The following is a 26,064-nucleotide window of genomic DNA, read 5'->3' on the forward strand; positions in this document are numbered from 1 at the left end:
ATGAATCTAAATGAACACTTATTTACCCAGGCCAAGGGGATTATTCCGGGTGGTGTTGACTCTCCCGTACGCGCCTTTGGGGGCGTGGGCGGCACCCCGCGTTTCATCAGCGCCGCTAAAGGGGCCTACGTTACCGACGCCGACGGGCGCGACTATGTGGACCTGGTGGGCTCCTGGGGCCCGACCCTGCTAGGCCACGCCCACCCGCAAGTGGTGGCCGCCGTACAGGAGGCCGCCGCGCGCGGGCTATCCTTTGGCGCCCCCACCCAGAGCGAAACCCTGCTGGCCCAAAAGGTGCGCGAACGCGTGCCGTTTGTGGAGCGGGTACGTTTTGTTTCCACCGGCACTGAAGCCACCATGACCGCGATCCGCCTAGCGCGCGGTGCCACCGGGCGCGAGCTGATCATTAAATTTGCCGGCAACTACCACGGTCACAGCGACGGTCTACTGGCTGCGGCCGGCTCTGGCGTGGCCACGGGCGGCCTACCCGGCAGTGCGGGCGTGCCCGCAGCGATTACCGCCTGCACCATCGTGTTGCCCTACAACGACTTTGAGGCGCTAGAAGCCTGCTTCGCCGAACGCGGTCAGGAAATCGCGGGCGTTATTTTCGAAGGCGCCCCCGCCAATATGGGTAGCGTGCCCCCACTGGCCGGCTGGAATGAGCGCATCCGTTCCCTATGCACCCGCTACGGTGCGGTAATGATTTTGGATGAGGTACTCACAGGTTTTAGGGTCAGCTCTGCCGGCTGGTGGGGTTTGGAGGCTGTGGCCGGCTGGCAAGAGCACGACGGCGCCACCCCCGCCACCGCGCTGGACGCCGTCGCCGCAGCTGAGCCCAGCGCCGTCGCCACCCCCAAATGGGTGCCTGACCTGGTGACCTTCGGCAAGGTCGTGGGCGGAGGGATGCCACTAGCCGCCGTGGCTGGGCGCGCCGACATCATGGACCTACTGGCGCCGCTGGGGCCGGTGTACCAGGCGGGCACGCTCTCAGGTAACCCGCTAGCCACCGCCGCTGGCCTAGCCACGCTGCAGCTGGCCGACGTCGACGTTTACAACGCCGTCAACGCTAACGCCCAGGCTGTGGGTGAGATTGTGGGCCAGGCACTCACCCAGGCCGGGGTGGCGCACCGCGTGCAGCGTACCGGCTCGCTGATGTCCATCATGTTTGGCCCACAGGCAGCCCGCGACGGCGTCTACAACTACGACCAGGCGCGCCAGCAGGAAACCTGGCGTTACGCGCCCTTCTTCCACACCTTCCTGGAGGCGGGGGTGGCATTGCCGCCGTCGATCTTTGAAGTGTGGTTCCTATCCGCAGCTCACGGCGAGGCCGAGCTGGAAAAGATCGCTAGTGCTGCCCCGCGCGCTGCCGCAGCAGCCGCTGCAGCCCAAGCACCAGCCCAGTAACCAGCGCACCAAACGCCAGGCCGAACACGCCCGAGCAGGCCGTCTCCACGCACCACTTGACCACGCCACTTAACGAGTTGCCCAGACCCTGGGCAGCGTGGGTGGCGGCGTGGGCGGCGTGCTCCACCAGGTGATGCAGGGCGCCCACACCCAGGTTGTTGAGGGCGTCAATCACGATGTGACCGCCCACCCAGAGCATGGCCACGGTGCCAACCACCTCGATCACGCGGAAAACGCGCGGCATGGTTTTGACGATGGCACGCCCCAGTTTCTCCTGGCCGCGACGCACCAGGGCCAAGCCCAGGTCATCCATTTTCACCAGCAGCGCCACCAGGCCATAGACGAAGAACGTCATGATGAAGCCCACCACCACCATGATGGCGACTTTGCTCAGGTTGTCATTAGTGTGCAGGCCCGCCAAAGACACCAGCATGATCTCAGTGGAAAGAATCAGGTCTGTGCGCACCGCCGAGCTGACAATGGCTTTTTCCACGGCGGCCGGGTCTGTGGATTTGTCGCTGGCGCCGTGGGAGTTCTCATGTTCCTTGATAATCCCCCAGGCGCTAAGTACTTTCTCTGCGCCCTCAAAACACAGGTAAGTGCCTCCCACTAGCAGCAAAATAGGCAGCGACCAGGGTGCCAGCCAGGTCAGCAATAAGGCCACTGGCAAAATAATGCCCAGCTTGTTGATCAGTGAGCCGCGCGCGATGCGTTTAATAACTGGCAGTTCGCGTTCAGGCTTGATGCCCTGCACGTATTGGGGAGTCACGGCAGTGTCGTCGATAACCACCCCGATTGCCTTGCTAGATGCTTTGGTTGCGGCTCCCGCCACGTCATCAACCGAGGCGGCGGCGGCTTTAGCCAGGGCGGCAATGTCGTCAAGAAGGGCGACTAGACCGATACTCAAGTGACTCCTAAAACTGGTGTTGCATTCAGTGTTGCTTAATATCCAAACTGATTTTGTCTCTCATGACAAGCACAGGCAGGCACTGCAGACAAACAGGCAGTACAAATACAGGCATGCAGACAAATACAGGCAAAATCATCCCTTCCCTATGATTTTTCCATGGGGTTTTATAGGCAACGGACGAAATCTGCGTATCTGTAAACCATATCTGCGCGTCTAGCCATGTATGCCTGGAAACTACAAGGGCAAGGTAACATGCAAAGCTATCGCACCCGTCTAGCCATGCCTGTCTGGAAACTACGTGTGCTTGGTTGACCAGAGACATGGTCAGACAAAGGGGGCCTCTGGCTGGTCAGGGTTAGCAAAATGGGCACACGCCTGCAGAGTCCGGCGTCGTAGAACTATGCGGCCACCGAGCCACCAATCAGCTAATCAGTGGCAACCAGCCAGGCCGGCGACGTCCGTACCATCGTCATCAACCAGCCAGGCCGGCGTCGTCGGTACCGTCGGCGTCAACGTTAGAAGACCTATGAGGTTGAGCCAAAAACCAGGCCACTCAGGTGGACATGCAACATACATGCCTTGAGCCGCATAGGTATACACAATGTGAGCATGCGCCGCGTAAGCGCCATGCAAATACTGACATTTCGTCTGTTCCCTATAAAACCCCATGAATTTTTTATAGGGAAGGGATGATTTTGCCTGTATTTGTACTGCCTGTATTTGTATGCATTTTCTGCCTGCAGACATTTTACCTGCATTTGCCTGTGCTTGCAGACATGCCTGCATGCACCTCAGCCCAGGACTTTGGTGGACTCCACTGCCTCACTGTTGGCCTGGTTGCGCCGAGCCAGAATTGGCCGCAGCACTAAACCAATTATTAATGCCGGAATTATAAATAACAGCAAATGACCAATATGCCCCAAATATTCATTGCCGCTATACCCAGCCACTCCGCAGCGCAGCGCATCAATTACCGGCTTTGCAGGTAAATATGGGCTTAGTTCAGATAGGAATCCTGGCAAAATAGCCAGCGGGAAAGACCCGCCCGCACCGGAAACCTGCATCACTAAAAACAGAATACTAATCGCTTTGCCAACGTTTCCAAACGCGGCCACAAACGAATAATTAATCAGCGAAAATACTATTGCCGTAAGCCATGCGGTTATCATAAATAGCCATGGATGCACCGATTGCACATCCAAAAACAGCAATAAACCGCCAGCCACTAAAGTCGCTTGCGCCAAACCAATTGTGGCAAAAATACCCCAACGTCCAAAAAATACTTGCGAAGGCCGTAATTTAGACACATTAGAAACCGGCTGTGCACGCACCACCACACCAATTAGCATGGTACCCATCCACATCGCCACGGTTGCGTAAAGTGGCGCCATGGAGGAACCAAAATTTTCCACCGCGTAAATCGGGTGGCGCTCCACCACGGCCGGCGTGGTCAGGGCTTGGGCCAGGCGTTGAGGGTCGTCGCCAATAATTTTTTGCACCTGCGCCAAGTCGCCACTATCAATCGCCCCGCGCAGCTTTTCAGACAGTGTCTTCATCTGAGCCCCGGCAGCGCTGAGATCTTTAGCGGCGCCGTCGAGGTTAGTTTTCATTTGCGTCAGCTTGGCCTGTAGCGAGCCCGCCCCACTGCCTCCCAGCGAGGTGGAAACCGACTCGCGCACCTGCCCCAAACCGTCGGAGACCTGCGCCAAATCTGCGGCCAGCTGGTTAGCCTGGGGAGCGATATTGGTGTCTACCGTGGTTTTGAGCCCGCTTAGCTCAGTTTTGGCCTGGTCAATCAGGTTTTTCGCCTCGGTAATGGAGGCCTGCGAGTCACCGGATTTATTGGAAATCTGCGTGGCCGCCGACTGCAGCGACGTAGCCGCGCCGTTGAGCCTGCTGATAATCCCATCGAGGCTGGTCAGCACCCCTTGTGCGCGGGTAGGGTCGGGCAGCTGAGTGATCAGCGTGGCCAGGTTGTCGCGCACTTTCTGGTAGTTGGTGGCCTGCGCCTGTAACCCGCTGGCCTGCTGGTTTAGGCTGGTCACGACGGCGGAGACGGACTGCCCGGAGGAGGTGCTCACCTGGTCTGCGGCGGTGCTGACTGAATTTAGGGCCGTGGTGGAGGCGTTGAAAGCCCCTTGCAAGGCTTGGTTGGCATTGGCGACGGCGCTCTTGATGTTCCCGGTTTCGGTTGCCACCTGCCCTAGCTGGGTGCGTAGCTGCTGGGCGTCTTTGGACCCCTGCCCCACCAGACTGACGGAGCTGGTCACCAGCCCATTGGCGCCGTCGACCAAGCCACCATAGGAAGTGAGCAGGTTAGAGGCACTATCGAAGCGGGTAGACAGTGTCTCCACGCGCCCCACCACAGTATTTAAAGCGTTGGTAGCCTCGGGGGTAGACAGCTGGGTGGACACTGTCTGGGTTAGGTTCAGCACCACCTCCCCCACAGTTTTGGTGAACACCGTGTTCACCTGGGTGGAAACCGCCTGCGCCCCGGCCCCGGCGATCTTGGGGGCAATACCGTTGCGTTTTTCGTTGATGTAGTAGTTCAACTGCGTGCTTTGGGCGCTGGAGGAGAAAAAACTGAGCATATTTTTGCTAAAGCCCTCAGGAATCACGATGGCCGCATAATATTTACCCGATTTGGTGCCCTCCAGCGCCTGCGCGGGCGTGGTCACCTCCCAGTTGAGCTGCTTGTTGGCACGCAGCGCGGAAACCACCTGCTCGCCGGCATTGACTTTCATGGGGACCAGGTCGCTTTTGTAGCCGGTATCAGCATTGGCGACGGCGACTGTCAGGTTGCGCGTGTTGCCGAAAGGGTTCCAGGAGGCAGCCACGTTAAACCAGGCGAACACCGCCGGAATTACCACTAGCCCGAGGATAATCACCATGCTGATCACGTTGATGCGGGCGCGGCGTAGATCGTCGCGATATAGCTGCCAGGCCCCCGCAAGTGGCTTGGCCTGGGCTTTTCGGCTGGTCCGGGTTTGGGTGTCCGTGCGAGTTGGGACGTCAGCCCCGGTTTGGGTGGCCGTGCGAGTTGGGACGGCGGCGCGAGCCCGAGTCCCACCGTCATGCTTGACACTGTCAGGCGCCTTAGCTCCAGAGCGCCAGGCCGACGCCGCACTGCGCTTTTCGTCTGCGTGCTTCATCGACCGTCTCCTTCGTCTACAACCGGAATTTGTGCGGTTTCAGCCTGGCTACGCCCTAGCACATCGTCAGGCACCTGCCGACCACTTTCGCCAGCCTTTGCCGAGCCGGCCTGGCCACGCCCCGCTGCCGCAGCAGCGTCGGCACTTTCCACACCGGCAGCGTCGGCACTAATTTCAGCTAACGCAAGCCGCGAGCGAGCCCTGCCCTGGCGCCGTCGCCCCATATGTCCATGCAGCATGGCCTTGATTTCGCCGTCACCCATTTCCAGCAAAGCCGCCTGACGCTCCAGGCGGTCGCGGCGGTACTCCATATAAACCAGGAAGCCAATCATGGCAACCAACCACACCATCCACACCGCCACATAAGTGATCCTCTGGTTGGTAGTGCTAAAACTACTGGTCAGGGCGGTAACCGCTGGCACCACCACACCCAGCACAATCGCCGCCACGCGCATACGCGGATACAGGCGCTCAAAACGGCGGCGCTGATAGTCGGTTTCCCAGCGGTAATCTTCACGGTCGGCCAGGGCATGCAGGATCTGGGTGGTGCGCCAACGCCGTGAATCACGAGTCTCCTCAGCGTTAAACAGGCCGCCCTCAGCAATCGCCGCAGCAGTCAGGCGGTTGATGTTAACCAAGAAAGGCCGCAGCCCAACCCCCACGGCAAAAGACCCAGCCGCCATCAGCCCCAAAACTCCCAGGTCATACAGGAAATGGTGAGCATAGAAGCCACCAATAACCTCTCGCACAGCTGCCACCCCATATTTAAAGGGCAGCACCGGGTAAACCCAGCCAAAGAAACTAGGCACCATTTCAATTGGGTATAGACCGGAAGAGCCAGGAATCTGTAAAATTACCATAACAACACAAAGACCCTTACCAATATGCTGGAAGGATGCACTGAGCGCATAGATAATAGACAGATAAGCCCAACCAATAAGGATTGTTGCCAGGTAGAACAGCACCACACTTTCGTGCTGTACACCTAGGATCAGGTCGCCGGTGGTGACCACAATGGCTTGCACTGCACTAATTGCGGCCATTAACAGCCAGCGACCCATATACGCCTGCGTATGCGTGATGGCCCCGATTCCCTCGCTGTCTACGTTCAGCTTGATCAGGACCACCAGCATGAACGCGCCCACCCATAAGGTCAGGTTGGTGAACACTGGGGCCATGGCCGAGCCGTAGTTAGCCACCGGGTAAACCTTGTGAGTGCTTAGCAGCGTGGGTGAAAGCATGAAGTTCGCAACCTTGTCCGCGCTCACGTCCAGCTTGTCGGTGAGCTGACGCAAGGCTGAGGTGCCGCTGATTGCCCCCAGGTCAGCGCGGGTGGATTCCAGATCGCTTTGCAGCTGCGTCAAAGTGGTGGCGCTTTGATTCAGGGCACTTTGCGTGGCCGCCAAGTTTTTGTCCAGCTGGGTGAGCATGGATTTTAGCTGCGTGATCTGCTGGTTTTGGTTGCTGATGGTGACCGCCAGCGTGCCCGAGAGGCGGTCCATGTTGTACAGCGAGCTACTGACCTGCGGCAGCGAAGAGGAAAAAACACTTTCTCGCGCGGAGCTAAAGGCAGTGGTGGAGGTGTTAGCCGCAGTGTTTAGCGCACTGGCGGCGTCGCTAAGCGAGGTGGAGGTGGCCGAAATTGAGCTGCCCACTGTGCGCAGATTGCTTAGGTTGGTGGCGGCGTTGGTGTTTTGCTGCGTCAAAATCGCCAGCGCATCGGATCCCCCGGGCACATTCCCCAGCCCCGCATTTTGCAACTGGGTCAGGATTTGGCCTTGAGTTTGGTTGATTGACTCTAGCTCACTCACGACGCCGTCAACTCGCCCCTGCGCGGATTGCACCGCCCCGTTAAGGTTGGCCGCATTTACTGACAGTTTGCCGGTGGCCTGAAGCGTGAGGCTAGCCGATTTATCGAGTATACCCGGGGCTTTGGAAGAAAAGTCGGTGATGGTTGTGGCCGTGGTGGACAGCAGCGTGCCGGTGTTTGTGGCAATCTGGCTCAGGTTTGTGACCTGGGTTTGCAGCGCAGTCAGTGAGTTTTGGGCGCTGGCAATTTTGGCTCGCGCCTGGTCGATTTGCTGGCTTTGACTTTGTACTGAAGCCAAGGCTGCAGCTAGTTTTTGGGCGCCTTGGGCCAGGGATTTGTCTGTGTTGGCGTTAACGGTGGCGGTTTGGGCGCGCACCTGCTTAGAAAAGTCTCCTAGCTTGGTGGTTACCGCCTTGGATACTTGCGAAACAAAGGCAGAATTAATTTTCCGATCCAACGTGCTGGCGCCAGCGTTAGTGATTTGCGGGGCCACCGCGTTGAGTTTTTGGTTGACGTAATACTCCAGCTTGGGCTGAGTGTAATGCTGCGGGTCCATGAAGCTGACCAGGCTGGTGGAAAAGTTCGCGGGGATGATGATGGCCGCATATGACCTACCGGTTTTTACGTCGTCGATAGCCCCCTGCCGCGTGGTGAAGTACCAGCCCAAGTCGTGATTATCTTTAATTTGGGCGGCTACTTGAGCGCCGGCGTCGATCTTGCCGGTAGCGCCAGTGGTGGCTCCCTTATCTTCATTAACGACGGCGACGCGCAGGTGGGAGGTGTTGGCGTAGGGGTCCCAGAAACCGGCGATATTGAACCAGGCGTACATCGCGGGCAGGAAACACACACCCACCACCACGATCACGGCGAAAGGCACTCGCAAAATGCGCCCAATATCTCGCCTGAAAATTTTGAAAGCTACCCGCAAAGCCACGTCACCTTTCAGTTGGCCCACACATCAGCTGCGCATGTATCTGGGGAAAACTCGCAGCTAACAAGACTTCAAGTCTAACCATCCATAATCACCAACCACATGCACCACCCATAGGGGTCAGCGGTGAAAGTAAGCACCCTTAATGTGACCTACACCCTTATGCGTGTGGCGTAGTTATTAACAAGGGAGAAGCCTGGAATTAAACTCAATACATGGAAAACAACGCAGCCGCTTTCTCCACTCGCGCGATTCACTTGGGTTTTGAGCCAGATCCGGTTACCGGTGATGTGGTTCCGCCCATGCATGTGACCAGCACTCACGTGCAAAATGCTCCCGGCGATCTCAAGCAGGGCTTTGAGTATGGTCGTTGTGGCAACCCCACCACCAACGCTTTCGCCGGCGCCCTAGCTGCCCTGGAAGGCGCCACCCACGGGTTCGCCTTCCCCTCCGGCATGAGCGCCGAGGACACCGTAGTGCGCCTGCTAACCCGCCCCGGCGACCACATCATTCACTCAACCGACGTTTACGGCGGCACTCACAAGCTTTTCAGTGTCATTAAGCCCGCCGAGGGCTTCACTTCAGCGGCTGTGGACCTCACCGATCTGGATGTGGCCGCACGCGAAATTCGCGCCCAGCGCCCTCAGCTGGTGTGGGTGGAGACTCCCTCTAACCCCTTCCTAACGGTTACCGACATTGCCGCCGTCGCCGAGCTATGTCACGAGGTGGGGGCACTTTTGGTGGTTGATAACACCTTCGCCACCCCGCTGCTGCAGCGCCCGCTGGAGCTGGGCGCGGACGTGGTGGTGCACTCCACCACTAAGTACATTGGTGGGCACTCGGATGTGGTTGGTGGCGCGGTGGTGCTGCGCGACGGCCTGCAGCTGCCTGAGCACGTCACCCCGTTCTTTGATTCTCGCGACGCCGCCGAGGAGCTAACCCGCCTGCAGATGACTTTGGGGGCTATTGAGTCCCCGCGTGACGCTTTCCTAGCTCACCGTGGCCTAAAAACCCTGGCAGTGCGCGTGGAGCGCCACTGCACCAATACTCAGGCGGTGGCCGAGTTCTTGCAGGCCCACCCCAAGGTAACTGCCGTCTACTACCCGGGCCTGCCCAGCCACCCGGCGCACGAGTTGGCTCAGCGCCAAAACCCGCTAGGTAGCGGTGGGGTACTTTCTTTCGAGCTGGCCAATGAGGACGACGCCATTCGCCTAACCGGCCTGACCCGCGTATTTGCGCTGGCTGCGTCACTGGGCGCGCCCGAGTCGCTAATCGAGCACCCGGCAATCATGACCCACTCGACCCGCACCGGCGGGGTTGGGGGCGTGCCCGGAACCCTGCTGCGTCTGGCCGTAGGCCTGGAGGACGTCAACGATCTGATCGCCGACCTTGATCAGGCCCTAGCCCAGATCTAAGGCTTGGCTGGGCTGACTGGGCTGGGCTGAGCTGACTGGACCGGCCCGTCAGATTGGCCTGCCGCGCTGGCCTGGACTGACTGGGTCAGCCGGGCGCCGTCGTCGGCCCTAAAAACAAACCCAACGCAAGCCGCCCTGCTAACTGGATCACACCGGTAGCGGGGCGGCTCACGTGTGTCTATCCTTACCTGGCCATAGCGCCCTAGCGTAGGCTGGCGCGGTGAGTACCGCATTGACACATCTTCCTGACACAGCGCTAGTTTTTGAAGGCGGCGGTATGCGCGGGGTGTACACCGCCGGACTGGTGGCCACCCTGATCGAGGCGGGCCTAGATTTTCCGCATGTTTCCGGCATTTCCGCAGGTAGCTCGCACACTGTTAACTATGTTTCGCGCGACGCCGCCCGCGCCCATGACTCCTTCGTAGACGTGGCCCTCAGCCCCGAATTTGGTGGTTACAAGCATTGGCTAGCTGGGCGCGGCATTTTCAATGTGGACTATCTCTACCACGACATTGCCGAGGCTGACGGCGATTTCCCCTTCGACTACGACACTTTCATGGCCAACCCGGCGCAAGTGCGGATCGGCTCTTTTAACGCCACGCGCGGCCAGGCCGTGTGGTTCACCAAAGAAGACATGCATAGCGTCTCTGACGTGGGCTTACTTGCGCGCGCCTCATCCACCCTGCCGGTGCTGATGCCGCCGGTAGAGATTGACGGCGACACTTACGTCGACGGCGCTCTTGGACCCAACGGCGGCATTCCGCTGGATGCCCCCATGCGCGACGGCTACCGCAAATTCCTGATTGTGCTCACTCGCCCGCGCGACTTCATTAAGCCGGCCACGCGTCTGGGCACCCACGCCAGTATGCGCGCCGCCTTCCCACGTCTACCTTCCATTGCCGACGCCGTCACCGCCCGCAGCGCCCGCTACAACGCCGCCCGCAAAACCGCTTTCAGACTGGAAGCTGAGGGACGCGCCTATGTCTACTGCCCGGAAGTCACCGAAATTTCCAAGCTCGAAATGCGCTATGAAGTGCTCGAAGAGGCCTACCAGGTGGGTTACGCCCAGGCTCAGCGTGAGCTGCCGGCAATCAAGGAATTCCTGGGGGTCTGAGCGGGACGTTCTCAGGCTTGCGTTAACAAGAGACGGAGTGCCTGCCCGGGACGGGGCGGCGCCGTCGGGACCACGGGCCGGCGTCGTCGTCGGGAGCTTGGGGCGGCGTCGTCGAGCACACTGAGCGCGTAATTTGGGTCACGCGGACACCGCAAGACAACTAGAATTTACTAAATTCCCAGTTTTTCTAAGGAGACGCAATGGCCCACGAGGCACTAGTTCAGGCTCTACCCAAGGTTGAGCTGCACGTACACATTGAGGGCACGCTAGAGCCGGAGCTGAAATTCAAGCTAGCCCAGCGCAACGGCATCAAGCTGCCTTTTAGCAGCGAGCAGGAAGTTAAGGACTCCTACACTTTCAACGATCTAGCTTCCTTCCTAGACGCCTACTACGACGGCATGAATGTGCTGCTCGCCAGCGAAGACTTCTATGACCTGGCCATGGCCTACTACCGCAAGGCCGCCAGCCAGGGACTGCGTTACGCAGAAATTTTCTTTGACCCCCAGGCACACACCTGCCGTGGGGTCAGCTTCCACACCGTGATTTCTGGTCTGCGCCGCGCCCAGCTTGAGGCCGAGCAAACCCTGGGCGTATTTAGCCAGTTCATCATGTGTTTCCTGCGCGACTTCCAGCCCGAATACGCCATGGCTACGCTGCTGGAGTCGCTGCCTTACAAGCAGTGGATCGTGGGCGTGGGCCTGGACTCTGACGAAACCGACCACGAGCCGGCCAAGTTTGCCGCAGTCTTTGCCCGCGCCCGCCGCGAGGGTTACCAGCTGACCATGCACTGCGACGTCGACATTAAAGACTCTATTGAGCACATCCGCCAGGTCATTGAGGACATTCAGGTGCAGCGCGTGGACCACGGCACCAACGTGGTGGAGAACCCGGCGCTGGTTAAGTACCTGGTGGAGCACCGTATTGGGCTGACCAGCTGCCCGATTTCGAACCTGTGGATTTCTGAGTCTGACAAGGTTGAGTTGGTTAAGCAGCTAGTTGCCGACGGCGTTTTGGTGACTATCAACTCTGACGACCCGGCCTACTTTGGCGGCTACATCGGCGACAACTTCCAGCGCGTGGCCGACCACGATGGGGTTGACGAGGACTTCCTGCGCGCCCTGGTGGCTAACGCGATCGAGATTTCCTGGGCGCCGCTGGCCGTAAAGCAGCGCCTGCGCGAAGAGCTCGCTGCTGTCTGATTTAAACACATACAAAATCATCCCTTCCCTATAAAAATTCCATGGGGTTTTATAGGGAAGGGATGAAATGTCAGTATTTGCGACGGCGCATGCATATTAGTGACGGCACATGCAGGCTAGCCTGACGCGCGCAGGCCGAGGCTGCAACAGACTAACCCAACACAGGCAGGACCGGGCCGCAGGCAATCCAGCTAGCCGGGGGCTGCAAACAATCCGAGGCCGCAGACAGGCCAGCCCAACGCACGCAGGCCGGAGGCTGCCTGCAGGCCCGGAGCCAGCAGATAGCAGTAAATATTAATTATTTACTGGGGTCCCATTTACCCGACGCGTCGAAATAGTAACGCTTGCCGTCAATAGTTTGGTAACCGGTAAGCATTAGACCCTTATATGCGCCGCTCAAATTAGTGGAGCCTTTACCTGGGTCTAGGTAATACCAAGCATTACCGGACTTAAACCAACCAGTGGTTAATACGCCGTCGTCCCCAAAGTGATACCAACCCGGATAGGCCTTATACCAACCGGTAACCATTACGCCACCGGGAGTGAAGTAATAAGATTTCCCACCAATGGTATTCCAGTTGACATACATATGCCCGTCGCCACCGTCTAAGTAAAAGCGTGCCGAGCCCTCAATATGCCAGCCTTTACTTAAACCATTAGTGGTGAAATGATACCAGTATTTGTTACCTAATTTATCTGTTTTCTTTGAAGCACCCCATCCACTGGCAGCCCAACCATTTGCATCAAATAGATATTTAACGCCTTTAATTGTGGCTACGCATTTGCTTGGGTAGGAGCCGTCCGAATTGCGGTACCACCAGGAGTCACCACCCTGATAAACCCAGTCTCCGCCTTTAACCGTGCAGGTCTTGTCCACCCAGCCGTTACTGGAGTCGATGACGCCGGTGCCTGGGGCGCCCATCTTACCGACTACGCCAGCTTGGGTTAGCTGCGCTGCCGACGACGCCACCACTACCGGGGCCGCCACGGACGACGTCGTCGCTGCCGGAGCTGCAACCGCGCCACCCCCGAGAGTCGCCGCAGCCACAGCCGCAGTTAGCAGGAAAGTGTTGGTGCGGCGCAAAATTCGCTTGCCTAATCCGCTGTTTTTAAGCACTTTAGACCACCTTGATCTGAGAATTTGACTGGTTCAAAAATATCCAATTCACCTTAAAATTGCCTAGACATTGAGAAAAATTGGGGAGTTTCACACTCAAAGTGGCAGGTGGCGCAGGCATTTACAGTGTCCAGGAAGTGGACCTGACTAGGCTGGCTAAGCTGGCAACAAAGAGGCCGAGCGCAAGGCGGTGCGATCAAAGCTAAGGCTGGCCGGAAGTAAGGCCGGCCGCAAGAGCCTACTGAGCCAGATCGTTTGGGCAGGTCAGATTGCTTGGGTAGGTCAGGCCTGAAGTGCAGGTCCGAGGCCCCGGCTAACTACCAGGTCTGCGGTTAAGTCGAAGCGCCTGGACTTACAGCACAGGGCATGGACTCACAGCGCGGAAGCTTGGCCCATGCCGCAAATCCTTGTTCACACCATAGGCCCTTGCCCACGCCGCAGGGCCTTAGCTCACGCCGCAAATCCTTGACCACACCCCAGCCGATTGGTTAACAACTTATACTCTCGCGCGCAGATACTGACATTTCATCCGTTCCCTATAAAACCCCATGGAATTTTTATAGGGAAGGGATGATTTTGCCTGTATTTGCCTGTGTTTGTGTGTGTGCTTATTCTCCGCGCAGGGCCTCTACTGGGTCTTCGCGCGCCGCCTTGGAGGCCGGAAGTAAACCAGCCAAGAAAGTCAGGGCCATGGAAATAACCACCAAAATCACCCCGGCAGCAACCGGCAGCGTGGCAATATCTTGCACTCCGAAGCGGTCGGCCACGTAAATATTGGCTGGAATAGTCACCAATACGCTCACACCTACACCTAGCAAACCTGCCAGGGCCCCCACAATCAGGGTCTCCGCATTAAATACGCGACGAATATCGGCTTTAGACGCACCAATTGAACGCAAAATTCCAATCTCTTTACGCCGCTCCAACACGGAAATAAATGTAATAATGCCAATCATAATTGACGACACCACCAGCGAAATAGACACGAATGCCACCAGCAGTGCAGTCACAATATTAATGATATTGGTGATTGAACTCATCAGCATTCCCACCAGGTCTGAATAGACAATCACTTTGCTGGTTTGTTTGGCAGCTTTAGCTTCCGCATTGTAGCTGGCAAGAATGGATTTAACATGGTCTTTATCGGCGAAAGACTTCGGATAAATATCAATGCGTTCCGGCTGGTCAGCGCGCGCATACCCTAAGGTGAGTAAATTGGCACGAGCCGTGGTGGCATTAGGGTTAAGTAGCTGCGTCAATAATGCCGCAATTTCCGCCGGCTTCATATTGAACTTAAATGCATCTTTAAGTTTGTTCGCATCCACCTGCATAGCACTGGACAGGTTACCCATAATCTGCCCCATGGCGTTTTGCACCTGGGTAGTTAGCTGGGTTTGCAAGGTGGTCATCAGCTGATTGAGTGAGCTTTGCAGCAACTGCCCAACAGCCTTACTTAGCGCGGTAGTAACCGTAGAACTAAGCGCATTGGCCACTTTACTGGAAATCTGACTAGCCAGGTCAGCTGAAACATTTTCAGCAATTTGTTGCACCGCCGGATCATTACCCAGAGCCTGGGTAAGATTCGCGGTAAGCTTGGCCCGGTCAATTATGGTGTCGCCACTAAAGATTGGTACCAACAGTTTTTGCACCTGCTCAGTTTGCAGATACTTTGTCACCGCCGCAGCAATCTTGGCAGGGTCAGCTTGCCCTGGCGTTCCTGAGCCACCATCACCGCCGTCGCCGTCGTCGCCCCCATGCTGCGCATACCAGGGTATAAAACCGCCCACCACCTGGGTGAGGATGTTACTTAGCGCCTGACTGCCACCAGGCTTGATAGCCCCGTTAGCTAGCGCCGCCTGCACCACTTTGGCTAGGTCAATGTTGGCCAGTTGCGGAAACTGTTTCTGCAACGTCGAGTAATCCAACTTGGATGCGTCCAGCCCATTTAAATCAATCGCAGGCATCTGACTTAGATCCAAGCTACTTAAATCCAGCTGCACATTACCCACAGCCCCACTTAAATCGATCCCAGAGAAATCTAAATTATTCAGTCCAGTATTAATAGAGGACGGATCAAATTTAAATGCTGCCATCAATTTATCTTGATCAATAGTGATCAGCGAAGACAAATCAATTTGCGGATTAGCGTGTTCTTTAGCTTCCTCTTCGAAAGTCTTGCCGGTAAATACGTTGCGTTTGGGGTCAGCTAACTGCTGCTTAACAATTGGCGACGCCGCCGCCTTAGCAATTACCTGTTGCGTTAGCGCCCCAGTGTAGTAGATACCCGGAGAAAGCACGCTAGATTGCCCAAATCCACCGCCGCTGGAAGTGGGTTTAACTATGCCCACAATCTTTAGATCAGTTCCAGCAGCTACAATTTGCTTGAGCGCAGCAGGATCATTATCCCGAGCACTCCAAACCTTATATTTCGCATCATATTTGTAAAGATCAGGCACATTAACTAACTTAAACTTAGCGCCCAAAATTTGCTTAGGTGCCCATATAGCAGCCGTATTTTTGAGTTTTACACCCTCGTTTTGACGCAGTTTAGCCATAGCGTTTTGCAACTGTCCATAGTCGCGTAACCCTAGCGTGTACTCAAGTCGCTCAGGCAAGCGCCCATTAGAATCTAGCGCCACCACCAGCTCATTTGCCGCCGTCGGCCACCGCCCACTAACCACATCATAGCTATTTACATACAGCGAACGATCATTAGCTAACTGTTTGAAAATATTTGTGGAAGTCATGGATTGGAAAGCCCCAAAATTAGTGGAGCCTTCAGCGAAGGTCACATCTGGATTTACCTGCACCGGCCCTTTAGAGCTTTTTGGCAGATAGATGCGCGGATTAATTCCATAATTATATTCAATGGTGCGCACATACTTATTTATGTTGCCACCATTACCCTTTAAATAGCTTTGCAGCGAGGTTAAATCATTGGTTTTCATTGACGCAGTCACATTAGATAACTGCGAGGCGGTATGAATTTTACCGTCATTTGGTGCCGCTTCACCCGCTGCCGAGGAAGATAATACGCCGGTTAAATCCATTCCCACCCGCTCAACAGTGAGTGGATAAGAGGCCATAGCGCGTTCCTGGGTGGTAATAATGTAATTATTCGCACCGCTCGCCAGCGCCAGCACCAGCGCAATACCAATAATGCCAATCGACCCCGCAAATGAGGTCATGGCGGTGCGCCCCTTTTTGGTCATCAAGTTGGTAAAACTGAGCCCCAGCGCGGTCAGCGGCCCCATAGACACGCGTCGCGGCTTGTGCCCGGGACGGCTGGCATCCGCGCGGTTTTTGTTGCGCCCCCGCCGTTTTGCGGCCCTGTCTGTTCTGCGCCTGCTCGCCCTGTGCTGGCCTTCTTTATGCCCGACGACGCCGCCCGTGCCCTCAGTCGCGCCGTCAGCCTCAGTCGCACCGTCACCCTCTGTCGCCCCGCCATTCTCAGTCGCACCGTCGCCCTCAGCAGCGCCATTGCTCTCAGCAGCACTACCATCACCCTGCTCACCAGCGCTTATGATGGGCAGCTGCGCAGTGTCATCATTCAGGGCCGCAGCTTCACGCGCAGCCCTAGCTGCGCCGCGACCTGCGCCTTTAGCCCCGCCGTCGCCCGCGCCGTCGCCACTCTCAGCACCCCCGGCCACGCCGTCGCCAGCCACACCAGCCCCGCCGTCGCCGCCACCGGCACCCTCTGCATCACCGCCGCCGTCGCTGTCCACATCCTCCAGCTCCCCCACAACCGGATCCGAGTCAGAAATAATGCGCCCATCAGCCAGTTCCACGATGCGCGTGGCATATTGGTGAGCCAACTCAGGGTTGTGGGTAACCATAATTACCAGGCGCTGGCGGGCCACCTCCTGCAGCAGGTCCATCACCTGCACCGACGTGGTGGAGTCCAATGCGCCGGTGGGCTCGTCGGCCAGCACAATTTCGGGGTCATTGATCAGCGCACGCGCAATGGCCACGCGCTGCATCTGCCCGCCCGACAGCTGGGAGGGCCGCTTGTGCGAGTGCTCCGCCAAACCCACAGTTTCCAGGGCAGCCAGGGCGCGGCGTCGTCGTTGCCCGCGCGAAACCCCCGAAAGCGTAAGTGCCAGCTCCACATTGGCCACCACACTTTGGTGCGGGATCAGGTTGTAGCTTTGAAACACGAAACCCACGCGCGCATTGCGGTAGGCGTCCCAGTCGCGGTTTTTGTAGTGGGCGGTGGAAACGCCGTCGATCACCAGATCGCCTGAATCGAAGTGGTCCAGCCCGCCGATCACGTTCAGCATGGTGGTTTTACCCGAGCCCGAGGCGCCCAGGATTGCCACAAACTCGTTGTCACGGAAAGTTACGCTCACGTCATCCAGCGCCACCTGCGTCAATGCGCTGGTGACATAGGATTTCGAGATTTCGCGGAGCTCAAGCATGCCCTCAGTCTATGCAGCATCGCCTCAAGCGCGGGCGCGGGTTCATTATTAGGAATGCTAATAGGGAGGCCGCTGCGTTGAGGGTGGCGCCCGTATTTGAGGGTGACGCCCACATTAATGACGACGCCGCATTGGCGGCCCGCTTGCAGTGGCACCGCCGCCACACCAGCGACGCCGTCCATGTTCTCTCTCCCGCGCCGCCGCCCGCACCTCTCGCGCCAGCGAGCAGCCACCGCCCAAGCATTACTGCACCGCCGCCCAGCCACCACCACGCCGAGCGTGCCGCGCCGGGCGCGCCGCCCGCACTCCTCCCCGGCATCCTGCCTCTCCCGCCCGCTCAGCCACCGCCCACCCTGGTCTCAGAGCCCAAACATTTGTCTCACACTGCAACCCTACGGTTTACAAATACTGACATTTCGTCCGTTCCCTATAAAACCCCATGAATTTTTTATAGGGAAGGGACGATTTTGCCTGTATTTGGGGTTGTATACCCTGAAGTGCGTGAGTAAGACTTATACCCCCGCCTCGGCTTACACCCCTGCCTCGGCACTGGGTCGAAATGCGCGTCTGATTTACGGCACGATTGCAGCAACAACTTGGTTTGGTTTCAGTGCCACTGTAATTATTACTGCCTGCGACGGCTATGCACGCGGCAATGTGGACCCCGGCATGTTTGGCGCCAGCGCCCCGGGCTGGTCCGGCGCCCCTACCCGACTATTTGAAACCTTTAGCTACTTCACGGAATGGTCAAACATCCTGGTGGCAGTGGTGGCCACGTACCTGGCACGCCATCAGGGCCCGGCCAGTAACTGGTGGCGAGCTTTGCAGCTGTGCGCCACCATGATGATCACCGTGACCGGCATTGTTTACGCCGGTTTTATTGGCCCATACAAAGAGCTTTCGGGTTGGGATTACCTAACTAACCCAATTCAGCACATCGCGGTTCCCCTGGCCATGGTGCTGGCCTGGTTTATCACCGGCCCGCGTGGAGGTATTGATCGCGGCGTGATTTTGCGATCCCTAGTGATTCCGGTGGCTTGGGTGCCTTTCATTCTGATTCGTGGCGCCATCACCCACACTTATCCTTACGGATTTTTGAACGTGGAGGTGCTTGGTTACGCGGTCTCGCTAATGGCCATTGGTTTCACACTGGTTTTTGCGCTGGTGTGCATCTTGATTTTCGCCGGTTTTGACCGGTGGCTCACGCGCCGCGCTCAGCATTAAACACCTGTTTACTGGGCATTTGGGGTCGACGTAGTGGCACGCCGGCCCCTTTTTCTTGCCCAGTTCTCTTGCCCACGCAGGCCCAGCCCAAGCATCCTTTTGCGTTAGCTCTTTTGTATGTCACGTCTCCTTATATATAGGTACAAAAACGACGACGCCGCTCGCCAGCCCTCCTCGACGCCGCGCCACAGCATCTCCCGCTTGCCAGCATTCCCATTCGCCAGCATTCCCCTTGCCTGCTGAACTCAGCCGAGCGCCTCAGCGGCGCCGTCGAGCCAAATATCAGCAAAACGCAACTCATCAGACCTTCAGGGCACAACGGTGAAATTCGGGTTTAGGCAGTTTTAATGGTAGGACACAGCTTGCCAGCCCTCCCGCTTGGGTCAACCCAGGGCCAAACTTCGAGGCAAAAAGCCGCACCTGGCACTTATAAAACGCCAAAGTCGATCGGCATCAACCAGTTTACAAACCGGCTTCTACCTGCGAATATGCACATATTTTCAGCCATCCAGTCTTGTTAAATAAGCTGCAACACCACCCTCTTGACAAGGCTTAACCAATCACTTTGAAACAACGCCCGACAAACTGATTGTGACGTGCAGTCATGCGCACAAATGGACCTGCGGGGGCGCCGCTATCACACTTTAGGTTAACAACTGATATGGTTTTAATATAACTTCTTAACTTAATTTCGAGGCTTTTTCCTTAAAGTTTCCTGAGAGTATTCTTGGGTTCCACTTAAGGAATGATCACGCTTGGTTAACATATTGTCACACCAACCCCAGACCCTGCCCTCAAAAGTGCCTCTGACCTGCACTTTCAGCATATTCCCAGGTAATATAAAAGATAACAACTAATAAAATTAAGCTTTTATAACGCCTGTCACTGGGCTTTAATTCTGGCCAAATTAAGACCTATTCTGACACCACTTGAGTTCCCAAGAAGAGTTATCGGAGTAGTAGACGTGGCACAGGAAATTTCACGGCGTAACATCGCCAAGGGTGCTGCCTGGTCAGTACCAGCCATTGCGATCGCTAGCCCTGCGGTTGCGGCTGCAACCAGTGCTTGCACCCCCCAAAAGAAGCGCATCATTGACGAGGCATTCAACTGCATTTGCCTGATGGCCTATTGGACCGAGCCCTGCTGGGGCCTTGGTAACGGCTGCAACAAGGTGCCTAGCTTCAACGTGATCAACCTCAGCCGTTACGAGGTTAACGCCAGCATCAAGAACCCTCTGAAGATTCACTTCGAGGCTATCCGTACCTCTCGCTCTGGCTACGTACCCAACGGCCCGGCCAAGCCCACCACCAGCTGGGGTTACATTGACAACTACACCCGCAACGTCGATGTTTACACCGGCGACAAGGGTAACCAGAAGGGCATCTCCTGGAACTGGACCTTCAACCAGGTTCAGGGCGGTCACGCCGGCACCCCCATTCGCTCTGCCGAGTGGGCTGTTGACCGTGACAACCAGGCTGACTTCTCCTTCAGCACCGGTATAACCGAGGGCGGCGGCATTATCGTTCAGGCCACCCTGATGTCCCTGCCTAAGGTGACCATCAAGCGTGAGTCGATCGAAGAGATTCACCACATCGACCTCAAGCGCTGCGAGGAATACATCAAGATCAAGAACGAGACCGCTACCGTAAAGATGATTTACGGCGGCCCGCTGCTGAGCAGCTCTACCGGTGTTCTGTGGAAGACCAACGGGCACAGCTACACAATTCCCGGCGGCACCCACTCTTGGAACGTGGGCGAGTCTTGGTGGAGCTGCTCGGTTGGTAACTGGGTCTCTGACACCCTGCCTCCGCGCGGTAGCCGTGGCTACGAGTCCACCGACGGTCGTTTCTGATCCTAGAAGCCCCCATACTTTAAGGACGAATTATGGTTTCGCGTCGCGAACTAATCATTGGCACCGCCACCGCTACGGCGGCTGTGTCACTGTCGGCCGGTGCTTTTGCGGCCCCTTCCCCCGACAAAAAGAAGGTTTCCTCTACCGAAGCCCGCAAGGTTATTGACGAGGTTCTCTCTGCTGTCGCCTGGGACGGCCTGACCGCCTACTGGACCGAGCCGAGCGACGGCCTGGCCAACGGCTTTAGCAAGGTACCCAGCTTCAACCTGATCAACCTCAGCGACTACGCCCTGACCGTAGCCAGTCCCTGGATGATCACTTTCTCTGCGGTGCGCGCTGACGGTACTGCCGCTCGCCCCAATGGCCCGCTACTAGCGTCCACCTCCTGGGGTAAGACCAGCCGCGTAAACCGTAACGACGCCGTCGACGAACAGGCCGCCCGCACCTGGACTTGGACCGCCAAGGGGCTAAACGGCAAGGGTTACGTGCCCGCAGCTCGTCGTCGCGGTGGCGACAACATCGCAGACATGGCCTTCTCTACCGGCACCACCTGGGGCGGCATCAAGATCCGCGCCACCCTAAGCCAGGCGCCGGTGCTCTACCCGAGCCTGCAGGAGATCGAGGCTGTTAAGGGCGTGTCCCTGGCTGGCGAAAGCGCTTACTACGCCAACGCCATCAAGTCTCAGCCCAAGTCCTACTTCCACCTCTACGACCACCACGCTCAGGCTGGTAAGGCCGTGTGGCGCAACAACGGCGACTCCTTCAACCTACCCGGCGGCACTTTGCGCTGGAGTGAAGGAGAGTCCTTCTGGAGCACCGAAGTAGGTAACTTCTGCTCGGAGATGCGCCCCATCGGCGTAGTTCGCGGCCAGAACGCTGACGGTATCTTCTAAAAGACACCTTCTTCCTTTCTACGACGACGCAGGCAATGCCTCAAGATTTTCTTGGGTATTGCCTGCGTCATTTGTAATATGTAAAGCTGACCAAATCCGACTTTGAGAGTATGTGCACAATTTTCTCAGGATATTTTAAGGAAAGGTCATTTTTGCGCGAAATTTCGCGCCTTTTATAGAGATCATACAAGTTTTGCCGCTTTTCTTTGGCTCAGTTATAGTTCTTGGTGTTGATAGGAGTTAAGACATCAGATCAGCTTAGGTTGTCAACATCGTGCCCTTACGGTGGCGACAGGCTTTGATTCGCGGCTGCGCATCTTTCCCCAGGTGCGTATCCAGGTCAAGCAAAGCTGCTCTGCGGCCTTCAACTGGATGAGGCTTGCCATCCATTAAATTGCAGGCCATCCCCGACTTGCGTCGGAGCGGACTGTGCCTCACCCCTTTCCTATTGTCCGCTCCGGCGCGTTCCCGTATTTAGGCTAGTTTTCCCGCGTTCAGGCCCGTTTGCGCATGTCAATGAGTGGGCAGCGGCTTAAATCTAGGCGCACATTGATCCACTGTTCTACTTCTAGACGCTGACTAGTGCGTAGCGTGAGCGGGTCAGCTGCGGCCGCCTCCAAGCTGGCTTGTACCAGGTAGCTGCCTTGGCTCATAGTCACTGATTCGACGCCGGCCTGCGCAACCCCATCCCCTAGGCTTGCGTCAGCGGGGGCTAGCGACCAGGCCCCTGGTGCGGGGGCTAGGATCTGCCCGTACTCTAGCTTTAGCGGCAGTTCCAGTGCTGCGACGGCGTCGGCATCTAAGAAGGGACCAAAACCCAAAAAGCGAGCCACCTGCACGCCGCCAGGATCAGCCCACAACCCCTCAGGAGTGTCCAGGCGAAGCAGGCGCCCACCAGCCATAATGCCCACCACGTCAGCTACTCGCATGGCTTCGTCTTGATCGTGGGTGACGTAAATGGCGCTGGTGCCACGCTCGCGCAAAATACTGCGGATGTCGCGCGCCAGGCCTTCACGCAGCGAGCGGTCAAGCGCCGAGAGCGGCTCATCTAGCAGCAGCAGGCGCGGATTGGGGGCCAGGGCGCGCGCCAGGGCCACGCGCTGGGCTTGACCACCTGAAAGCTCGGTTACCGGCGAGTTTGCGTAAGCACTCATGCCCACCAGCTCAAGCATTTGGGCCACTACCTTTTCAGAGTGGCGCCCCACCCCGTAGGCCACGTTTTCGGCCACGCTCAGGTTGTTGAACAGCTGGCCGTCTTGGAACATCAACACGAATCCGCGCTGATGCACCGGCACTTGCAACACTGATTCGCCCGCGTAGCAGATATCGCCGCCACTGACGTCCACCAGCCCGCCCACCGCGCGCAACAGCGTGGATTTGCCGCTGCCACTGTCTCCCAGCAGGGCCAGGGTTTGTCCGGGGGCTAGGTTTAGGCTCACATTGGCGACGGCGTCGACGTCGCGTCCGAGGTAGCGCACCCGTAGGTTTTTTATTTCTAGCTGCGCGCTAGTGGAAGTGGGCGCAAAACTGTTGGAGACCGACGGCGCCGGGGCCTGGGACGCGCCACTGCGCCGCGAAAAAATACCTTTTAGATTCATAATCAATCCTTATTAATCGCGCTGGCGGTGCGCTTCATGCGGGAACTTGGCTTGCCACTGTCCGCCCCACGGTTGCCCAGCTTGCGACTGCCCGGCTTGCGAGCAGCGGCGCGGTTTTGCAGATACTCGCAGATCAGCATGATTGAGGCACTCCCCAGAGCCAGCACCACCGCGCCCGCAATCGCCATGCCCTGATTTACGGCACCCGGGCGGCTAATTAGCTGGGCCACCACCACCGGCAGGGTGGGGCTTTGCGGTCGAGCCAGGAATGAGGTGGCCCCAAACTCGCCCAGGCTTGTGGCCAGGGCAAAGCCTGCGGCTAAACCGCCGCTGCGCCACAGCACTGGCCCATCCACGCTGCGGATTACCTGCCCCGGCCCGGCACCTAGGGAGGCGGCGGCTTCGCGTTGGCGCGGGTCAATTCCTCGCAGCGCCGGCACCAAAGTGCGTACCACCAGCGGCACTGCCACCACAGCTTGGGCTAGCGGCACAATCCACCAGGATTTAGTTAAGGCCAGTGGCGGGCGTGCCAGGGTGATTAGGAAACCAAAACCCACAGTTACTGCGCTAACCCCTAGCGGCAGCATGAAGAATCCATCTAGCCACACCAGGCCACGTTTAGCCCAAGTGGAGCGGGGTTGGCGTGAAACCACTACGGCAATACACACCCCCACCACCATGGCGATAGCCCCGGCGGTTAGGGCTGTGCGTAGCGAAAACCAGGCGGCTTGCTCCACACTCACCAGCAAAGCTGGGGTTGCTTGTGGGTTAAACAGATCCAGGTAGTTGGCCAGGGTCCACTCGCCGCTACGTTTAAATGAACGCACCAGCAGCGAGGCTATCGGGGCCACCAGCAGGAAGCAAATCAGCGCCGTCGTGAACGCAATAGCCGGTAGGTCACGCCAGGTAAGGGCGCTAGCGGGAACCTGACCCACCCAGTCACTGCGCGCCCCAAAGCGCCGTCGGGCCCGCTCAGCAACCAACAAACAAGCCGCCACCAGCACAATCTGCGCAACCGAAAGTACCGCAGCGCCACGCAAATCAAGGAACTGGGCGGTGAGCACGTAGATTTCAGTTTCAATCGTGCTCACCCCGCGCCCACCAAGCACCAGCACCACCCCGTAAGCGGTGCAGCAGTACAGGAAGGTCACTGAGGCGGCCGCCGCGATCATGGGAGCCAAGCGCGGCAAGGTGATGGTGAAAAACACTCGCGCCGGCCCGGCCCCTAAACTGGCTGCCGCCTGGGCGGGACGCGGGTCCAGCTGCGCCCAGAAGCTACCTACCTGACGCAGCATGAAGCCGTAGTTGAAAAACACCATGGCGGCAATAACCGCCTGTGAGGTGCCATCTAAACCCAGTGATTCTAGCCAGCCGCCCTTGGTTAACAGCGAATGGAAGGCCACCCCCACGGCCACGCTGGGCAGCACGAAAGGCACAATCACCAGCGCTTTTAGCAACCCCACCCCCACAAAACGACGGCGGTAAAGCAGGTGTGCCCCGGGCAGGGCGGCGAGTGCACTAATTCCTGTGGCCCAGGCGGCCTGGTACAGGGTTTGGCCCACCACGCGGCTGGTGCGTTCGCGCAGGAACACTTCGCCCACCCCAGCCAGGTCAAGGTGGCCGTTATCGAGCAGGCCGCGCATCACCAAACTGGCCACTGGCCAAGCGAAAAACAGTCCCAGGAAGCCTAGCGGTAAAGCTATTGCCAGGCTCCAAGCCAGTTTTTGGCTGAAGGTTATGCGCGGCCCGATGCGCTGGGTTCCGGCAGACTCGCCTGTGGTGCGCTGGGGCCCGGCATGGCGGTCCCCACTCTGGATTTTTTCTGGCGTGCCGCTCACTTGCCGACGGCGCTGGCCCATAGCTTGAGCCACTGTTCACGCTCCGCCGCGATCTTGTTGGGGGCAACCTCTACCGGCTTTTCAGCCAGCGGGCCGAACTTGGCCAGCGCCTCGGGCAGCTGCACGGATGAGTCCACCGGGTACATGTACATCTTCTTGGGAATGTCTGCCTGCACATTTTTAGACAGCATCCAGTTAATGAAGGCCTGACCACCTGCCGGGTTGGCGGCGCCCTTAAGCACACCGGCGTATTCCACCTGACGGAAAGCGGTGTCTAGCAGGGCTGCAGTGGTGGTGGAGGCGCCGTCCTTGCTGACCGTGTAGGAGGGCGAGGAGGCATAGGAAACCACGATCGGATAGGCGCCCTTACCTTCACCGGCACTGAAATCGGTGTTGTAGGCTTCGGTCCAGCCCGAGGCGATCTTAGCGCCGCCCTTAACTAGGGTCTTCCAGTAGTCGCTGAACTTGTCGGCGCCGAAGTGGCCTACCGTTGCCAGCATCCAGGCCAGGCCAGGGGTGGAGGTGGTGGGGTTGATGGCCACCAACAGCTTGGCGTATTCAGGCTTAGCCAGGTCCTCGAAAGTCTTGGGCTCAGCCAGGTTGTGGCTGGTGAAGTAGGTTTTGTCGATGTTGATGGCCACGTCACCCATGTCGATGGGCACCAGCGCACGGTTGTTGTCTACCAGGTACTTTTCGGCGCTTTCCGGAATGGTGTCCACGGTGCGGTCTTTGTCGATCACGCCTTGAGCTAGCAGGCGGGAGGCGTAGGTGTTGTCCACGCCGAAGCACACGTCACCTTGGGGGGCGTCCTTGGACAGGATTAGCTTGTTGACCAGCTCGCCGCCGTCGCCGCCGTCCACAATTTCCAGCTTGAAACCGCTGGTTTTCTCAAATTCTTTCTTCAGGTTGTCAGAAACCTGGAAAGAACTGTGGGTTACCACCGTGACTTTTTTGGCGTCAGCCTTGGTGTCTTGCCCACATGCCGCCAGTGTGGCCGCGCTGGCCAGGGCGAGGGCGCCACCAATTACTCCACGACGAGTTAGCACGTGACCAGTTAGCATTACTTCCTCCTGCTTGAGCTGGAGGGGAAGAGAGCCCGACTCCCTTACGCCGGTATTACCCGGATCAGGTTCGAGGGTCTGCGCCAAGCGCACTCTCAGCACCGCTGTGGTGCTCCCCTGGGGTTTGC

General features: G+C 57.8%; 16 protein-coding genes and 1 riboswitch. Of the genes, 7 read left to right on the forward strand and 9 right to left on the reverse strand.

Annotated features, from left to right (window positions below):
- Positions 1 to 1,404, forward strand: a complete 1,404-nt coding sequence (hemL, locus tag HMPREF0045_RS06095) for a glutamate-1-semialdehyde 2,1-aminomutase (protein ID WP_005986526.1) — start codon at positions 1 to 3, stop codon at positions 1,402 to 1,404.
- Here hemL and HMPREF0045_RS06100 read toward each other — a convergent pair.
- The 4 genes from HMPREF0045_RS06100 to HMPREF0045_RS06110 all read right to left on the reverse strand — a co-directional run bounded on the left by HMPREF0045_RS06100 (position 1,346) and on the right by HMPREF0045_RS06110 (position 8,231).
- Positions 1,346 to 2,311 (reverse strand): DUF808 domain-containing protein, encoded by a 966-nt coding sequence (locus HMPREF0045_RS06100; RefSeq protein WP_005986528.1) that lies wholly within the window; start codon positions 2,309 to 2,311, stop codon positions 1,346 to 1,348. The two genes, hemL and HMPREF0045_RS06100, sit on opposite strands and share 59 nt — an antisense overlap.
- A gap of 432 nt (positions 2,312 to 2,743) precedes the next feature.
- Positions 2,744 to 3,100, reverse strand: a complete 357-nt coding sequence (locus HMPREF0045_RS10500) for a hypothetical protein (protein ID WP_155813110.1) — start codon at positions 3,098 to 3,100, stop codon at positions 2,744 to 2,746.
- A 5-nt stretch (positions 3,101 to 3,105) separates the two neighbouring features.
- Entirely contained in the window at positions 3,106 to 5,466 is a 2,361-nt protein-coding gene (locus tag HMPREF0045_RS06105; protein ID WP_005986533.1) for a YhgE/Pip domain-containing protein, read from the reverse strand.
- Complete coding sequence (locus HMPREF0045_RS06110; RefSeq protein WP_005986535.1) at positions 5,463 to 8,231, reverse strand: YhgE/Pip domain-containing protein; 2,769 nt, start codon at positions 8,229 to 8,231, stop codon at positions 5,463 to 5,465. The genes HMPREF0045_RS06105 and HMPREF0045_RS06110 overlap by 4 nt, the downstream gene beginning before the upstream one ends.
- 191 nt (positions 8,232 to 8,422) lie before the next feature.
- Between HMPREF0045_RS06110 and HMPREF0045_RS06115 the strand changes: the two genes are divergently transcribed.
- The 3 genes from HMPREF0045_RS06115 to add all read left to right on the forward strand — a co-directional run bounded on the left by HMPREF0045_RS06115 (position 8,423) and on the right by add (position 11,935).
- Positions 8,423 to 9,622, forward strand: a complete 1,200-nt coding sequence (locus tag HMPREF0045_RS06115; protein ID WP_005986537.1) for an aminotransferase class I/II-fold pyridoxal phosphate-dependent enzyme — start codon at positions 8,423 to 8,425, stop codon at positions 9,620 to 9,622.
- A 220-nt stretch (positions 9,623 to 9,842) separates the two neighbouring features.
- The gene (locus HMPREF0045_RS06120) at positions 9,843 to 10,736 is read left to right on the forward strand and encodes a patatin-like phospholipase family protein (protein ID WP_040315754.1); all 894 of its coding nucleotides are present in this window, start codon (positions 9,843 to 9,845) and stop codon (positions 10,734 to 10,736) included.
- 200 nt (positions 10,737 to 10,936) lie between these two features.
- Positions 10,937 to 11,935, forward strand: a complete 999-nt coding sequence (add, locus tag HMPREF0045_RS06125) for an adenosine deaminase (RefSeq protein ID WP_005986541.1) — start codon at positions 10,937 to 10,939, stop codon at positions 11,933 to 11,935.
- A 298-nt stretch (positions 11,936 to 12,233) separates the two neighbouring features.
- Here add and HMPREF0045_RS06130 read toward each other — a convergent pair whose 3' ends face one another.
- Together HMPREF0045_RS06130 and HMPREF0045_RS06135 are read right to left on the reverse strand one after the other, a co-directional pair.
- Entirely contained in the window at positions 12,234 to 13,052 is an 819-nt protein-coding gene (locus HMPREF0045_RS06130) for a hypothetical protein (protein ID WP_005986544.1), read from the reverse strand.
- A gap of 608 nt (positions 13,053 to 13,660) precedes the next feature.
- Positions 13,661 to 17,470, reverse strand: coding sequence for an ABC transporter ATP-binding protein/permease (locus HMPREF0045_RS06135; RefSeq protein WP_005986546.1), 3,810 nt, complete (start codon positions 17,468 to 17,470; stop codon positions 13,661 to 13,663).
- Positions 17,471 to 17,971: 501 nt separating this feature from the next.
- Between HMPREF0045_RS06135 and HMPREF0045_RS06140 the strand changes: the two genes are divergently transcribed.
- From HMPREF0045_RS06140 to HMPREF0045_RS06150, 3 genes are all read left to right on the forward strand, one after another.
- Entirely contained in the window at positions 17,972 to 18,694 is a 723-nt protein-coding gene (locus HMPREF0045_RS06140; RefSeq protein WP_005986548.1) for a Pr6Pr family membrane protein, read from the forward strand.
- Positions 18,695 to 19,658: 964 nt separating this feature from the next.
- Positions 19,659 to 20,546 (forward strand): hypothetical protein, encoded by an 888-nt coding sequence (locus tag HMPREF0045_RS06145; RefSeq protein ID WP_005986550.1) that lies wholly within the window; start codon positions 19,659 to 19,661, stop codon positions 20,544 to 20,546.
- Between the two features lie 32 nt (positions 20,547 to 20,578).
- Positions 20,579 to 21,439: a hypothetical protein gene (locus tag HMPREF0045_RS06150; RefSeq protein WP_005986552.1), complete on the forward strand. Its 861-nt coding sequence runs from the start codon at positions 20,579 to 20,581 to the stop codon at positions 21,437 to 21,439.
- Between the two features lie 494 nt (positions 21,440 to 21,933).
- Here the strand turns inward: HMPREF0045_RS06150 and HMPREF0045_RS06155 are convergent, their stop codons facing one another.
- From HMPREF0045_RS06155 to HMPREF0045_RS06165, 3 genes are read right to left on the reverse strand one after another with little or no spacing between them, the layout of a single operon-like run.
- A complete protein-coding gene (locus HMPREF0045_RS06155) occupies positions 21,934 to 23,037 on the reverse strand; it encodes an ABC transporter ATP-binding protein (protein ID WP_005986554.1) in 1,104 nt (367 codons plus the stop codon).
- A 2-nt stretch (positions 23,038 to 23,039) separates the two neighbouring features.
- Positions 23,040 to 24,908 carry an ABC transporter permease gene (locus HMPREF0045_RS06160; RefSeq protein WP_005986556.1) on the reverse strand — a complete coding sequence of 623 codons (1,869 nt, stop codon included), beginning with the start codon at positions 24,906 to 24,908 and terminating at the stop codon, positions 23,040 to 23,042.
- Positions 24,872 to 25,936, reverse strand: coding sequence for a thiamine ABC transporter substrate-binding protein (locus HMPREF0045_RS06165; protein WP_005986559.1), 1,065 nt, complete (start codon positions 25,934 to 25,936; stop codon positions 24,872 to 24,874). The genes HMPREF0045_RS06160 and HMPREF0045_RS06165 overlap by 37 nt, the downstream gene beginning before the upstream one ends.
- A gap of 22 nt (positions 25,937 to 25,958) precedes the next feature.
- Positions 25,959 to 26,064: riboswitch (TPP riboswitch) on the reverse strand.

The sequence above is a fragment of the Actinomyces graevenitzii C83 genome (genome assembly GCF_000239695.1).
Lineage (GTDB): Bacteria > Actinomycetota > Actinomycetes > Actinomycetales > Actinomycetaceae > Actinomyces > Actinomyces graevenitzii.